Raw genomic sequence first — 13654 nt, 5'->3', positions numbered from 1 at the left:
CGCCATTTCTGGCGAGGTCTACTACTTCAACATGCTTAATAATCCGATACGCTCAGGCTGCGGCCTTGCGCGGCTTGATCAGCGCGCGGTTGACCAGCAGTTCGGCGATCTGGACGGCGTTGAGAGCCGCGCCCTTGCGCAGGTTGTCGGAGACGACCCACATGTTGAGGCCGTTCTCGACGGTTGCGTCTTCGCGGATACGCGAGATGTAGGTGGCGTCTTCGCCGGCGCATTCGACCGGGGTGATGTATCCGCCGTTCTCGTGCTTGTCGATGACAAGGCAGCCCGGTGCTTCGCGCAGGATCTCACGCGCCTGGTCAGCGGTAATCTCGTTTTCGAACTCGATGTTGACGGACTCGGAGTGGCCGATGAAGACCGGAACGCGCACGGCCGTGCAGGTGACCTTGATCTTGGGATCAAGCATCTTCTTGGTTTCGGCCAGGACCTTCCACTCTTCCTTCGTGTAGCCGTCTTCCATGAAGCTATCGATGTGCGGAATGACGTTGAAGGCGATGCGCTTGGTGAACTTCTTGGATTCGACCGGGTCGGCGACGAAGACAGCGCGCGTCTGCGTGAAAAGCTCGTCCATGCCTTCCTTGCCGGCGCCCGAAACGGACTGGTAGGTCGAAACCACAACGCGCTTGATCTTCGCCACGTCGTGCAGCGGCTTCAGTGCCACGACGAGCTGGGCGGTCGAGCAATTCGGGTTCGCAATGATGTTCTTCTTGGAGAAGGACGAGATCGCGTCGGCGTTCACTTCCGGAACGATGAGCGGCACCTCGGCGTCGTAACGCCAGGCGGACGAGTTGTCGATCACGACGCAGCCCTGCGCGCCGATCTTCGGCGACCACTTCTTGGACACATCGCCGCCAGCCGACATCAGGCAAATATCGGTATCGGAGAAATCGTAGTTCTCCAGGTTGGCAACCTTCAGCGTCTTGTCGCCAAAGGAAACTTCCGTGCCCTGGCTGCGGGCGGAAGCCAAAGCCACGACTTCATCGGCCGGGAAGCCGCGCTCGGAGAGGATGGTCAGCATTTCCCTGCCGACATTGCCGGTTGCTCCGGCGACTGCGATCTTGAAACCCATTATCTTGCTCTCTTTTCTGTCTCTCCTCGATCTGGTGAGGGGGAAGCCGCACCTTTAGCCGGCGCGGAGTTCCGGTCCCCGGCCTTGCCGGGGAGAGAGCGGCGGGCCAGAGACGTCAGACGGTTTTCGTCGTCGTTTTGGCCTTGGTTTTGGAGAAAGCGGCAAAACATGCCCGTTGACCGGCCTGGAAGGCCGGCGATGCGAAAGCAGCGATGTGGTGCTCGCGGACGCGCATGGGTGTTTTCCCGTTCGCGAAGCTGTTTAGAAGATTTTTGGCGCGAGTCAAGGGAAGCATGGCAGGAGGGTCGTCACCCGCGCGGGTTGGACTGCGCGGGTCAGTCGTAGCCGATTTGCGTTACAGCGGCTTCAGGCCGGCTGGCGGCGTGACGTCGACGGGTGTCGGTGGCTTGGGAGGCACGCCGCGGGGCGGCAGCGGCAGTGCCGTCCAGTTGGGCCGCAGCCCGAACGGGATCGGACGACGCAGCACCGGCCAACCGTCTGTCGCCTGCCGGAACAGGAGGCCGTGGCGGGCAAACATGATGGCGACGAGCAGCGAACACCAGGCACCGAAGGTGAGGCCTGCCACCACGTCGCTCGGGTAATGCATGGCCACCAGCACGCGCGACAAGCCAAGCCACAGCGCCGAGATCACGAACAAGACCCGGTAGCGCGGCGCGAGAAGCGCAAGCACCATGAGAATGGCACCCACCGTTGTCGCATGACCGGAGGGGAAGCTTTCAAATCGCGAGTTATGCGCGAAGGGCTGGAAACCGAAGGCACCCCATTCGGCAAACATGCCTGGCCGGGCTCGGCCAATCGCCCGTTTCAGCACGTTTGCAGCCAGTCCCGACAGAGAGACCGAGATCAACATGAAGGCGGCGATATGCGTGACATACATGGCCTGAACGCGGGCCTTGCATGTCGGCGCCAGGCGGGTCACGGCCCAAGCTTCAAAGAACAGCAAGGCGCTTGCGAGCAGGACCCAGCCGGAATTGCCGAATTCGGTGACGATACGGCCGATGCGCCTGAGGATATAAGGGGTGTGCGGCGCGTAGGATCCGACCGGTGTATCAAGGATCAGGAAGGCGATGAGGATCAGGTTGATCGTCACCAAAGCGAAAGACCACAGGCGCGGTAAAGGTGGCGCCGACCGGTAACGGTCGCGCCGTAGTCTCAGCTTCCCGATCGTGCGCTTCATCGACCTCTTCCAAAGGCAGGATTTCGCTCCTGCTTCTCCCATAGAATCTGAAACTTGGGTAGAGGTTGTGACCGCAGCAGGGGGGCTAAGGCCTCCCCGTGTGGGGAGGCCTTGATTCAAATGTCAGGCAGAGAGGCTTGCGAATTCCTTGAGGATCGCGTCGCCCATCTCGGTCGTGCCGACCTGGCGGGCGCCTTCGGCCATGATGTCGCTCGTGCGGATGCCCTGGTCGAGCACGTTCGCGATCGCCTTTTCGAGGTTGTCGGCTTCCTTCACCATGTTGAAGGAATAGCGCAGGCACATGGCAAACGAGGCGATCATGGCGATCGGGTTGGCAATGCCCTTGCCGGCGATATCCGGCGCCGACCCGTGCACCGGCTCATAAAGCGCCTTGCGCTTGCCGGTCTTGGCGTCCGGTGCGCCGAGCGAGGCCGACGGCAGCATGCCGAGCGAGCCGGTGAGCATGGCCGCGACGTCAGACAACATGTCGCCGAACAGGTTGTCGGTGACGATCACGTCGAACTGCTTGGGCGCGCGGACAAGCTGCATACCGCCGGCATCGGCCAGCATGTGCTCAAGCTTGACGTCGGAGTAGGAGCGCTTGTGGGTTTCCGTGACGACCTGGTTCCAAAGCACGCCCGACTTCATGACATTGCGCTTTTCCATGGAGCAGACGGCGTTCTTGCGGGTGCGTGCCAGCTCGAAGGCGACGCCGGCGATGCGCTCGATCTCATAGGTGTCGTAGACCTGGGTGTCGATGCCGCGCTTCTGGCCGTTGCCGAGATCGATGATCTCCTTCGGTTCGCCGAAATAGACGCCGCCGGTGAGTTCGCGGACGATCAGGATGTCGAGGCCTTCAACGAGTTCCGGCTTCAGCGAGGAAGCCGATGCCAGTGCCGGGTAGCAGATCGCCGGGCGAAGGTTGGCGAAGAGCTCCATGTCCTTGCGCAGTCGCAGGAGGCCGGCTTCCGGGCGTACTTCATAAGGAACGTGATCCCATTTCGGGCCGCCGACCGCGCCAAACAGGACCGCGTCTGCTGCCATGGCCTTGGCCATGTCCTCTTCCGAGATCGCGGCGCCATGGGCGTCATAGGCGCTACCCCCGACGAGGCCTTCATCGAGTGCGAAATCGGCGCCCATCGCGTCGTTCATGTGGGCGATGATCTTGCGGACTTCGCCCATGGCCTCGGGGCCGATGCCATCACCGGGGAGGAGGAAGAGGTTCTTTGCCATGTATATCCCTTTTCACGAGCAGGCTCTTGATCCTCCCGCCGCGGGACATCCGCGTCTGGCATACCTCGTCCGAGCCTGCCGCGCAGGACGAGGCTTTGATGGTTCAGGAAGCGCCGGCGCCGATGCGGGCCGTCACCTCGATTTCGATCTTCATGTCCGGCGTGGTCAGCCCGCACACGACCATTGTCGCGGCGGGGCGGATGTCGGCAAATGTTTCACCAAGAACCGCAACCACGGCATCGTAATCGGCCATGTCGACGAGGTAATAACGCACCCGCACAACATCCTGCAGGCCGCTGCCCGCTTCCTTCAATGCCTTTTCGATGGTGCCGAGCGCATTGCGGGTCTGGGCTGCAACATCATCCGGCATCTGCATCGTGGCATAATCGTAGCCGGTCGTGCCCGAGACATAGACCATGTCCCGGTCAACGACGGCACGCGAATAACCGATCCGCGCTTCAAAGGGCGATCCGGATGAGATGCGCTGGACCATGACGGGCTCCGGTCAGAGCCAGGGGCGCTGGGCGCTGGTCTTGCTTTCGAAGCTGCTGATGGCGCTGTCGCTCTTCAGCGTGGAGGCGATGTCGTCCAGCCCTTCGAGCAGGATGTGGCGGCGGCCGGGATCGATGTCGAAATGGATCGAGCCACCATCGGGACCGGTGATTTCCTGGGCTTCGAGGTCAACCGTCAGGATGGCGTTGGCGCCACGCTCGGCATCGTCCATGAGCTTCTCCAGGTCTTCCGGAGAGACGACGATCGGCAGAATGCCGTTCTTGAAGCAGTTGTTGTAGAAGATGTCCGCAAAGCTGGTGGAGATCACGCAGCGGATGCCGAAGTCGAGAAGCGCCCAGGGCGCGTGCTCGCGCGACGAGCCGCAGCCGAAATTATCGCCGGCGACCAGAATCTTGGCGTTGCGATAAGCGGGCTTGTTGAGAACGAAATCCGGATTTTCCGTGCCGTCGTCGTTGTAACGGGCTTCGGAGAAGAGACCCTTGCCAAGACCGGTGCGCTTGATGGTCTTGAGGTAATCCTTCGGAATGATCATGTCCGTGTCAATATTGATGACCGGAAGCGGCGCGGCTACGCCGGTGAGCTTTGTAAACTTTTCCATGATCGGCCTCCACATGGGGATGATGTGGAAGCTGCCTTAAAGCAAAAGTCCGGGAATTTGAAGGACTGTTTGGGGACAACCGGTACGCCGAAGGCCTGCGACCGGTTGCGCCATCGGCCTTGATTAAAGGTCGATGATTGTCCCGCGGCCGTCATTCCAGACGCGCATCTGGTCCTGCTTGGCCTTTGCCTTCACCGGAACCGGCTTGAGGCGCATCGAAACTGCACGACCGATCGACAGGATTGCGAGCGTACCCGCAAACGCGACAGTCAGCGATGCCGTCAGGAGAGCTGCCATGGCAAGCACTGCGATGGCCGATACGATGACAAGGAATGCGCGGATGTTTTGCATGGACGATACCTTTCTCACCTGAGAATGTGGGCCCTGCGAGCCTTGCTTGCAAGGGCTTTGATAGCGCGCGGTATTGCCGCAGATCGAAAAGATTGGCAGAAAGCGGCATGCCCGCTTCAACCCAGAACAAACCTGCCTTGTCTCGCCTTCGGCGCTCGATCCTGAGCGTTCCTGCGGCAAACGCGAGGGCTTTGGAGAAAGTTCCTGGCCTCGACAGCGACGGTTTCATCTTCGATCTCGAGGATTCCGTGGCTCCAGAGAAGAAAGCGGAAGCCCGCGATCACCTTCGCGTGTTTTTTGAACGGCAAGATGTGAAGGGTCGTGAGACGGTCATTCGCATCAATCCGCTCGACACGGACTGGGGCCATGCGGACATGGAACTGGTCATTGAGGCTTCGCCCGATGCCGTTCTCATTCCCAAGGTCGAGCGCGTGGCGCAGATCCAGGAAGTTGCCGATCTCCTGTCAGAAGCGGGGGCACCCGACGACCTCGCCATCTGGGCGATGATCGAGACGCCGAGAGGCGTCATCAATGCCCCGACGCTTGCCGGGGTGGACGAGCGGCTCAAATGTTTCGTGGTCGGGCTCAACGACCTGCGCAAGGCAACCGGTGTGCTGCCGCAGCCGGACCGTGCTTATCTCGTGCCCTGGCTGATGCAGATCGTTCTTGCCGGACGCGCCTATGGCATCGACGTGATCGACAGCGTCTTCAACGACTTCAAGGATATGGCAGGTTTCGAAGCCGAATGCGCGCAAGGCCGCGCCATGGGCTTTTCCGGAAAGATGCTGATCCACCCGAACCAGATCGAAGCCGCTAACGCCCATTTCGGTCCGGATCCGGATGCGGTCCGGGAGGCGGAGGCGATCATTGCCGCCTTTGCTCTTCCCGAGGCGCAAAGCCTCAATGTCATCAACCTTGACGGCAAGATGGTCGAGCGGCTTCACCTGGAAGAGGCCCATAAGCTCCTGGACCTCGCGCATATCATCGCAGAACGAAAGAAAACCTCATGAAGCTCTACCGCTTTCTCACCGGCGCAGACGACTCCGCTTTCTGTCACAAGGTCTCATTGGCCCTTTCCAAGGGCTGGGAACTGCATGGCTCGCCGACCTATGCCTTCAACGCCACCACCGGCGAAATGCAGTGCGGCCAAGCCGTTACCAAGACGGTGCATGGCAAGGAATACGACCCGAGCATGAAGCTCGGCGAGCAATAAGCGCCTTCTGAAGGTCAGCGCTGGGCAGCATCCTCGGCGCTGGCTTCGATCCGCTCCATGTCATCATCGCTCAAGCCAAAATGGTGGCCGATCTCGTGGATCAGGACATGGGTGATGATATCGCCAAGCGTCTCATCGTTTTCGGCCCAGTAGTCGAGGATGGGCCGGCGATAAAGCCGGATGCGGTTCGGCAACTCGCCGGTTTCCATGGAAAACCGTTCCGAGATGCCGCGCCCTTCAAACAGGCCGAGAAGATCGAACGGCGTTTCAAGCGCCATGTCCTCGAAGACCTCGTCATCGGGAAAATCTTCGATCTCGATGGTCAGATTGGTCGTAAGTGCCCGGAATTCTTCAGGAAGATTGCCATAGGCCTCTATCGCCAGCGACTCGAACGTGCTGATCGTCGGCGCGTGCCGATCCTGCCAATCTTCGGTCTGGTTTATGCGGGCCATGGGCTCTCCTTCTTGTCAGGCCGATATAGTGCCTTCCCGAAATTTTTTCGAGAGAAGAATCATCGGCATAGCATGCAGGAATAGATTCCTTTCCGATTCCTCTGTTGACTCTTTTTGAGCCCTCTGGAATCCATAAGAACATAAAGTGAACATGATGAATGGAGCTGACGCCATGGCCGCCAACGCCACGGCGCAGGAGACTATTTTTGCCCTGCGCGAACAGATCGCCAAGATGGAAGGAAAACCGCTTCCGGCGCTGGCTGCAGCGCAGCAGGCAGAGATTGCCGTTCAACCGGAAAAGCAGAAAGCAAAGGGCGAAAAGCGTATTCCGTTCAGCATTCCGGTTCTGGATGATGCCATGGAAGGCGGCATTCCGTTGAACGGGGTCACCGAAATCCGCACCCGGTTGATGGGCGATGCCGGTGCCGTCAACGGTTTTACGCTGGCGCTTGCCGCTTACGTGAAGGCGCGGGAGCTTGCCGATGCTCCGGTTCTGTGGATCGGCGACGTCGTGTCGACGCTGGAAGCGGGGGCTCCTTATGCGCCCGGCATCAGCCGGTTCGGCCTGCAGCCGAAGGACATGCTCTATGCCTCACCCCGCAAGCTGGAAGATGCCCTGTGGCTCGCTGAAACGGCGGTTGGCAGTGGAGCGCTCGCTGCAACCATCCTCGAACTTCGCGGCAATCTGAAACATTTCGGGCTGACCGAAAGCCGCAGGCTCAGCCTGCGCGCCAGGGCCGTGGGACGGCCCCTTTTTCTGATGCGACATGCAGGCGAAGAAGAAGCAAGCAGTGCTTCCTTCCGCTTTCTTGTCGAGCCAGCGCCGGCTTCCGAGCGGCGCCTGACGGATGGATCACTGCTTGGCGGCAGCGTGGGCCATCCGGTTTTCCGACTCACCTTGGAGAAGAGCCGCAATCCGGCTCCGCTCTCCGTTCTTCTGGAGTGGAACCCCAATGACCGTCAATTTTTCCTTGGCCGACAGGCAGGAGAAACCTTTACCCATCGCAACGCACCAGCGCATCCTGGCGCTCGTTTTCCCGCATCTGCCGACCGACAGGGTCGCCCGCCGGCTGTGGGGCATATCGTGGCGTTTGAAAGGGCGTCCTGATCATCCACCTGTGTTGTGCGCCGGGCGGCGCGACAATGCGCAGCGGCTGACGGCGCTCGATGAGGTGAGCGAAAGCCTCGGGCTGAAGCTCGGCCAGGGGCTCGCGGAAGCGCGCGCCATGTTCCCGCAGATCGATGTGGTGGATGAGGACGAGGCAGCGGACCGGGCCCTGCTCGAGGCCATTGCCGACTGGTGCGACCGCTACACACCACTTGTGTCGCTCGACGGGCCGAGCGGGCTCTTTCTCGACATTACCGGCTGCGCGCATCTTTTCGGCGGCGAGGAGGTGATGCTCAAGGACATTCTTGGGCGGCTCTTCCAGATCGGTTTTGATGTCAAAGGCGCCATTTCCTCCTCTCCGGCACTCTCCTGGGCAGCCTGTCGTTTCGGCGACGGTGGCATTATCCCGCAGGGCGTGGCGGATGAGGTGCTTGCTCCGCTGCCGGTCGAGGCGCTGCGCATCGATCAAGGTGTCGCCGCCTCGTTGCGCAAGGTCGGTTTGAAGCGGATCGGCGATCTCCTTCACATGCCGCGGGCTCCGCTCGCCCGCCGTTTCGGCATGCAGCTTCTGCTTCGCCTCGACCAGGCGCGCGGTGCCAACGAAGAAGCCATTTCGCCCCGACGACCCGTTGCCGCCTTATCGGCCGAACGCAAGCTGGCCGAGCCGATTGCAGCCGAGGACGATATTCTGGAACTCACCGGCCAGGTGGCGATCTCCCTCAAATCCGGCCTTGAGGCGCGTGGTGCCGGAGGGCGGCTATTCGAGCTTGTGCTTTTCCGGATTGACGGGCGGGTGTTCAGGATCGCTGCCGGTGCATCGCAGCCGCTACGCGATCCCCAACGCATCTCGAAACTGTTTTGCGAGCGCCTCACTGCCGTTCATGATGATCTCGATGCCGGGTATGGTTTCGAGCTCCTGCGTCTCAACGTGCTGCAGCATGAAGCTTTCCAGAACGCGCAAGGAAACTTCACCGCCGACAATAACGGCGAGGTCCCGCTTGCCGATTTTGTTGACCGTGTCTCGGCCAGGCTCGGTGCTGACTGCCTGCAAGTCGCCCGGCTGAAGCATAGCCATGTGCCGGAGCGGGCAGAGGTTTTTATTCCTGCCATTGCGACATGGTCGTCCGAAGACCGGGCCGAGGAGCTTCTTGCTTTCTTCCCGAATGCCGACCGGCCCCTGCGGCTTTTCCGCCATCCGGAGCCTGTTGAGGCAATTGCCGCCACCGTGCCGGACGGACCGCCGCAACGGTTTCGCTGGCGGCGCATCCTGCACCAGGTCGTGAGAGCCGAGGGTCCTGAGCGGATATCGCCGGAATGGTGGTTCGATCCGGAAAATGCGCAGGAGCGGGATTATTTCCGATTGGAAAGCGATGCCGGTCGCCGCTTCTGGGTGTTCCGGCGTGGGCATTATCTTCCCGGTAACGCGCCCACCTGGCATGTCCACGGGATCTTCGCATGAGACAGGCGCCGCCATTCTTCGAAATCGGCGCCAAGACCAACTTTTCCTTTCTGGAAGGGGCGGCCCGGCCCGAGGAAATGGTGGTGGCGGCGAGCATCTTTGGCCTGTCCGGGCTTGGCATTGCCGACCGCAATTCGGTGGCGGGCGTGGTGCGCGCCCATAGCCACGCCAAGGAAATGCGGGAGATGTTCGACCGCCAGCAGACGCAGGGCAAGAAGAAGGACGAGCCGGATGCCCCCAAGCCCTGTGCCCTTCATCCTGGCGCCCGTCTGGTTTTCTCCGACGGCACGCCAGAGGTCCTCGCTTATCCGCAGAACCGGAAGGGCTGGGCCAATCTGTGCCGGCTGCTGAGCCGCGGGAACCTGCGCACCGAAAAGGGCTCCTGCATTCTGGAGGAATGGGATTTCCTGGAATGGTGCGACGAGATGATGCTCGCCGTGGTTCCGGATTACCGGCGCGCCGAAAACAAAGATTACATGCTGGACCTCGGCCGCAGGCTGAAGGACTACCGCAAGCGGTTCGGACGGCGGATCTACCTGGCGCTGACGCCGACCTATGATGGGCGCGATGCCTTTGTTTTCGCAGCCTTCGCCCAGCTTGCTCAGGGAAGCGACTTGCCGCTTCTGGCAACCAACCTGCCCGCGTTCCACCTTCCGGCGCGCCGGTCCCTGTCGGATGTCGTCACGGCGATCCGGGAACACGTGACAATTCGGGAGGCCGGTTTCCGATTTGCGCCGAATGGCGAACGCTACATCAAGCCGCCCAGTGAGATGGCGCGGCTTTTCCACGCTTATCCCGAGGCTGTTTCCAACACGCAGGCGTTCTGCAGGAGCCTGCAATTTTCGCTCGATGAACTGAGCCACAATTATCCGGATGAAAGCATTCCGGGTGAAACCATGGCCGAAACGCTGGAGCGGCTGACATGGGAAGGCGCTCACCGGCGGTATCCCGAAGGTATTCCTCAGAAGGTCAGCGAGCAGATCCATGAGGAACTCGCCCTCATTCAAAAGATGGGATACGAACCCTACTTCCTCACCGTGCGCCACATCGTCTGGCATGCCCGGCATGTCCTGGGGATCCTGTGCCAGGGGCGCGGTTCAGCGGCCAATTCCACCGTCTGTTACTGCCTAGAGATCACCGAGGTGGACCCGATGTCCACCACATTGCTGTTTGCCCGCTTCATTTCGACCGAGCGCAATGAGCCGCCGGATATCGACGTGGATTTCGAGCACGCACGCCGGGAAGACATCATCCAGTATATCTACAAGCATTACGGCTATCGGCATGCGGGCCTCACCGCCGCGATCACCAGCTACCGCACCCGTATGGCAGGGCGCGAGGTGGCAAAGGCTTTCGGGCTTTCGGAGGATGTGCAGGCCGCCCTTTCCAGCACCGTGTGGGGGTGGTCGGAAGACGGGATTTCGGAGCGGGAGGCCAAGGTCGCAGGGCTCGATATCAATGACCGGACCACACGGCAGGTGATCGCGCATGCCAAGGAATTGATGGGCTTTCCGCGCCATCTCACCCAGCATGTCGGCGGTTTCCTGATTACCCGCGACCGGCTCGACGAGGTCGTGCCGATCATGAAGACGGCGATGCCCGGCCGCTACATGATCGAATGGGACAAGGATGACCTTGACACGTTGAAGCTCCTGAAGATCGACGTGCTGGCGCTCGGCATGCTGACCTGCCTCAAGAAGTGCCTGGACCTGATGGAAAGCCATTATGGGCAGCAGAAGACATTGAACTGGTTCACCAAGAACGACAAGGATCAGAATGTCTATGACATGATCTGCCGGGCCGACACGATCGGTGTCTTCCAGATCGAAAGCCGGGCGCAGATGAGCATGCTGCCACGGCTTCGGCCGCGCAGGTTCTACGATCTCGTCATCGAAGTGGCGATCGTCCGGCCGGGCCCGATCCAGGGCAATATGGTGCATCCCTACCTGAAGCGGCGGGACATGCAGAACCGGGGAGAAGAGATCCCGTATGAAAGGCCTGAGCTGAAGGAGGTGCTGGTCCGCACGCTCGGTGTTCCGCTGTTCCAGGAGCAGGCAATGCAGATCGCCATCACGGCCGCTGGTTTCGAACCGGCCAAGGCGGACAGGTTGCGCCGCTCGATGGCAACCTTCAAGCGGTCTGGCCGCATCGAGGAGTTCAGAAACGACTTCATCAACGGGATGCTCAAGAACGAATATTCGCAGGAGTTTGCGGAAAGCTGCTTCAGCCAGATCGAGGGATTTGCCGAATATGGCTTTCCCGAAAGCCACGCGGCATCCTTTGCGCTGCTGGTTTACGCCTCATCCTGGATCAAGACCTATTACCCGGATGTCTTCTGCGCGGCGATCCTGAACTCCCAGCCCATGGGTTTTTATGCGCCGGCGCAGCTCATCCGCGATGCCGCAGAACACGGGGTGAAGATCCTGCCCGTGGACGTCAACCGGTCGGATTGGGACTGTACGCTCGTGGAGAGCGGCTTCGACAAGAAGGCCATCAACCGGCGGCACCAGTCGATGCGCGATGTCATCAAGACACGGTATGCGGTGCGGCTTGGGCTCCGGTATGTCAAAGGCCTGCCCGAGAGGGAGGTGGTGGAAAAGCTGATCGCCAATCGCGGATCGGGCTACACCTCCATCCACGATGTCTGGCTCCGCTCCGGCCTCGACAAGGCCGATATTACGCGGCTGGCCGATGCCGATGCTTTTGGCAGCCTCGGCCTGCGGCGGCGCGAGGCGCTTTGGGCCGTCCAGGGGCTCGATAAGGGCAAGGTTCGCGATCGTCTCCCTCTTCTGGATGCGCCCGACAATGCCGATCTGCGGCCGGAGCCGGAACTCGACCTTCCGCAAATGCTGCCGGGCGAGGAGGTGATCGAGGATTACCGTTATCTGAAGCTTTCGCTGAAGGGGCATCCGGTCGCCTTCCTGCGGGATGACTTCAAGCGGATGGGCATCACCCGCAGCGTCGATCTCCTGTCGATCCCGAACAACCGGCGAGTGACGATCGGCGGCATCGTGCTGGTGCGCCAGCGGCCAGGCTCGGCCAAGGGGGTGATCTTCATGACACTCGAGGATGAGACAGGGGTGGCAAATGCGATCGTCTGGCCCAAGGTGTTTGAACAATACCGGCCGGTCGTCATGGGCGCGCGCATGGTGAAGATCACCGGCAAGCTGCAAAGCGTGCACGGCGTCATCCACACGGTGGTGGAGCATATCGAAGACATCACGCCAATGCTCGGGCTGCTGCAGAAGGAGGCGCGCCGGTTCGCGGCGTCAGTTCGCTCTGATGAAACGCTCAACTCGGGTTGCGGCAGCTACAGGGGCCGAGGGAAAACCGGCAGCGGAAACAGCCGGCAGTCGGTCGACCAGGGCCAGTTGTTCTCAGCCGAGGCCGGCAGCGTGATGCCGAAGGGGCGAAATTTCCATTGAGGGTGTGGCCATAAAACCTTCGTGACAGGAGGCGCCCACGGCCATCAGATGGCCTTGTTCTGCAGCATTATCGCTGGCGTGCCGGGTGGCTAGTCCGCTGCCGGACATTCCCCCGGGAGTTCTCCCTGGAGCTCGCGTTGTTTTTTCTTGACATCTAATATCCTCTTTCGCAAATAAAGAGGACGCCACTGGTCAGGTTTAGCAGGTCGACCGAGAATGCTGGTTTGCAGTTGCAATTACATTACCGATAAAGACATCAAAGACACGATTGTCCAACTCCTAGACGAAGACTGTTGGCAGTTGATCGTTCCGGCAAAAGTTTATCACGCAATGTCCAAACGCGGTCGCTGCTGCGGCTGCTTCCCCAACGTGGTGGACCTGATCATCCGCACGACCGAAGAATATCATGCCATGCGGCACTCGACGGAAGCCGAGCTGACCGTATATATGTCCCGCCTGAGACAATTCCACGAAGAGAACAGGAGAGCGGACATTGAAAGGCGACTTAAAGGTCATCGAGCGGCTTAACGAGGCCCTCTTTCTCGAACTCGGCGCAGTCAACCAGTATTGGCTGCACTATCGCCTTCTCAACGACTGGGGCTTCACCAAGCTCGCGAAGAAGGAGCGTGCCGAATCCATCGAGGAAATGCAGCATGCGGATCGCCTGATCGACCGCATCATCTTCCTCGAAGGTCACCCCAATCTCCAGACGGTTGCGCCGCTGCGCATTGGCCAGAACGTCAAGGAAGTTCTGGAAGCCGATCTCGCCGGCGAATATGATGCCCGCAACGCCTACAAGGCATCCCGCGACGTCTGTCACGCCGCCGGCGACTACGTCTCCATGAAACTGTTTGAAGAACTTCTGATGGACGAAGAAGGCCATATCGACTTCCTCGAAACCCAGCTCGACCTGCTCGCCAAGATCGGTGAAGAGAAGTACGGCCTGCTCAACGCAGAATCGGCTGAAAGCGCCGAGTAATTCAAAACCTACAGTGGCCCCACTTGTTCGGGTGCCAC

General features: G+C 60.5%; 14 protein-coding genes. 7 read left to right on the top strand and 7 right to left on the bottom strand.

The features are described from left to right. Positions 1-52: 52 nt before the first annotated feature. The 6 genes from CYG48_RS14910 to CYG48_RS14885 all read right to left on the bottom strand — a co-directional run bounded on the left by CYG48_RS14910 (position 53) and on the right by CYG48_RS14885 (position 4980). Positions 53-1087, bottom strand: a complete 1035-nt coding sequence (locus CYG48_RS14910; RefSeq protein WP_118851091.1) for an aspartate-semialdehyde dehydrogenase — start codon at positions 1085-1087, stop codon at positions 53-55. 355 nt (positions 1088-1442) lie between these two features. Continuing rightward, on the bottom strand, positions 1443-2285 hold the full coding sequence (locus CYG48_RS14905; RefSeq protein ID WP_118851090.1) for a phosphatase PAP2 family protein: 843 nt from the start codon (positions 2283-2285) through the stop codon (positions 1443-1445). A gap of 123 nt (positions 2286-2408) precedes the next feature. Further along, positions 2409-3518 carry a 3-isopropylmalate dehydrogenase gene (leuB, locus tag CYG48_RS14900; RefSeq protein ID WP_118851089.1) on the bottom strand — a complete coding sequence of 370 codons (1110 nt, stop codon included), beginning with the start codon at positions 3516-3518 and terminating at the stop codon, positions 2409-2411. A gap of 103 nt (positions 3519-3621) precedes the next feature. Further along, positions 3622-4011, bottom strand: a complete 390-nt coding sequence (locus CYG48_RS14895) for a RidA family protein (RefSeq protein WP_118851088.1) — start codon at positions 4009-4011, stop codon at positions 3622-3624. Positions 4012-4023: 12 nt separating this feature from the next. After that, positions 4024-4629 carry a 3-isopropylmalate dehydratase small subunit gene (gene leuD, locus CYG48_RS14890; RefSeq protein ID WP_118851087.1) on the bottom strand — a complete coding sequence of 202 codons (606 nt, stop codon included), beginning with the start codon at positions 4627-4629 and terminating at the stop codon, positions 4024-4026. Positions 4630-4752: 123 nt separating this feature from the next. After that, positions 4753-4980: a hypothetical protein gene (locus CYG48_RS14885; protein ID WP_118851086.1), complete on the bottom strand. Its 228-nt coding sequence runs from the start codon at positions 4978-4980 to the stop codon at positions 4753-4755. A gap of 107 nt (positions 4981-5087) precedes the next feature. Here CYG48_RS14885 and CYG48_RS14880 point away from each other — a divergent pair, with 107 nt between their 5' ends. Beyond that, on the top strand, positions 5088-5990 hold the full coding sequence (locus tag CYG48_RS14880; protein ID WP_118851085.1) for an HpcH/HpaI aldolase/citrate lyase family protein: 903 nt from the start codon (positions 5088-5090) through the stop codon (positions 5988-5990). Next, a complete protein-coding gene (locus CYG48_RS14875; RefSeq protein WP_118851084.1) occupies positions 5987-6193 on the top strand; it encodes a DUF1737 domain-containing protein in 207 nt (68 codons plus the stop codon). Before CYG48_RS14880 ends, CYG48_RS14875 begins: the two co-directional genes overlap by 4 nt. 14 nt (positions 6194-6207) lie before the next feature. Here CYG48_RS14875 and CYG48_RS14870 read toward each other — a convergent pair whose 3' ends face one another. Beyond that, entirely contained in the window at positions 6208-6645 is a 438-nt protein-coding gene (locus CYG48_RS14870; protein WP_118851083.1) for a metallopeptidase family protein, read from the bottom strand. 172 nt (positions 6646-6817) lie between these two features. Between CYG48_RS14870 and CYG48_RS22670 the strand changes: the two genes are divergently transcribed. From CYG48_RS22670 to bfr, 5 genes are all read left to right on the top strand, one after another. Further along, positions 6818-7753 (top strand): ImuA family protein, encoded by a 936-nt coding sequence (locus tag CYG48_RS22670; protein WP_245450508.1) that lies wholly within the window; start codon positions 6818-6820, stop codon positions 7751-7753. After that, positions 7737-9212 (top strand): Y-family DNA polymerase, encoded by a 1476-nt coding sequence (locus CYG48_RS14865; RefSeq protein WP_245450506.1) that lies wholly within the window; start codon positions 7737-7739, stop codon positions 9210-9212. Before CYG48_RS22670 ends, CYG48_RS14865 begins: the two co-directional genes overlap by 17 nt. Beyond that, positions 9209-12637 carry an error-prone DNA polymerase gene (locus CYG48_RS14860; protein WP_118851081.1) on the top strand — a complete coding sequence of 1143 codons (3429 nt, stop codon included), beginning with the start codon at positions 9209-9211 and terminating at the stop codon, positions 12635-12637. Before CYG48_RS14865 ends, CYG48_RS14860 begins: the two co-directional genes overlap by 4 nt. 216 nt (positions 12638-12853) lie before the next feature. Further along, the gene (locus CYG48_RS22665; RefSeq protein WP_118851080.1) at positions 12854-13165 is read left to right on the top strand and encodes a (2Fe-2S)-binding protein; all 312 of its coding nucleotides are present in this window, start codon (positions 12854-12856) and stop codon (positions 13163-13165) included. Further along, complete coding sequence (gene bfr, locus CYG48_RS14850) at positions 13131-13616, top strand: bacterioferritin (protein WP_118851079.1); 486 nt, start codon at positions 13131-13133, stop codon at positions 13614-13616. The genes CYG48_RS22665 and bfr overlap by 35 nt, the downstream gene beginning before the upstream one ends. The last annotated feature ends 38 nt before the right edge of the window (positions 13617-13654 follow it).

Source organism: Neorhizobium sp. SOG26 (assembly GCF_003491345.1).
In the GTDB taxonomy this organism is placed as follows: Bacteria; Pseudomonadota; Alphaproteobacteria; order Rhizobiales; family Rhizobiaceae; genus Neorhizobium; species Neorhizobium turbinariae.
Note: the sequence above shows the minus strand (reverse complement) of the source record. Positions and strands in the feature narration are given on the sequence as shown.

Coding starts and splice junctions, on each gene's coding strand:
- CYG48_RS14910 (WP_118851091.1), bottom strand. CDS start 1,087: ATGGGTTTCAAGATCGCAGTCGCCGGAGCAACCGGCAATGTCGGCAGG.
- CYG48_RS14905 (WP_118851090.1), bottom strand. CDS start 2,285: ATGAAGCGCACGATCGGGAAGCTGAGACTACGGCGCGACCGTTACCGG.
- leuB (WP_118851089.1), bottom strand. CDS start 3,518: ATGGCAAAGAACCTCTTCCTCCTCCCCGGTGATGGCATCGGCCCCGAG.
- CYG48_RS14895 (WP_118851088.1), bottom strand. CDS start 4,011: ATGGTCCAGCGCATCTCATCCGGATCGCCCTTTGAAGCGCGGATCGGT.
- leuD (WP_118851087.1), bottom strand. CDS start 4,629: ATGGAAAAGTTTACAAAGCTCACCGGCGTAGCCGCGCCGCTTCCGGTC.
- CYG48_RS14885 (WP_118851086.1), bottom strand. CDS start 4,980: ATGCAAAACATCCGCGCATTCCTTGTCATCGTATCGGCCATCGCAGTG.
- CYG48_RS14880 (WP_118851085.1), top strand. CDS start 5,088: ATGCCCGCTTCAACCCAGAACAAACCTGCCTTGTCTCGCCTTCGGCGC.
- CYG48_RS14875 (WP_118851084.1), top strand. CDS start 5,987: ATGAAGCTCTACCGCTTTCTCACCGGCGCAGACGACTCCGCTTTCTGT.
- CYG48_RS14870 (WP_118851083.1), bottom strand. CDS start 6,645: ATGGCCCGCATAAACCAGACCGAAGATTGGCAGGATCGGCACGCGCCG.
- CYG48_RS22670 (WP_245450508.1), top strand. CDS start 6,818: ATGGCCGCCAACGCCACGGCGCAGGAGACTATTTTTGCCCTGCGCGAA.
- CYG48_RS14860 (WP_118851081.1), top strand. CDS start 9,209: ATGAGACAGGCGCCGCCATTCTTCGAAATCGGCGCCAAGACCAACTTT.
- CYG48_RS22665 (WP_118851080.1), top strand. CDS start 12,854: ATGCTGGTTTGCAGTTGCAATTACATTACCGATAAAGACATCAAAGAC.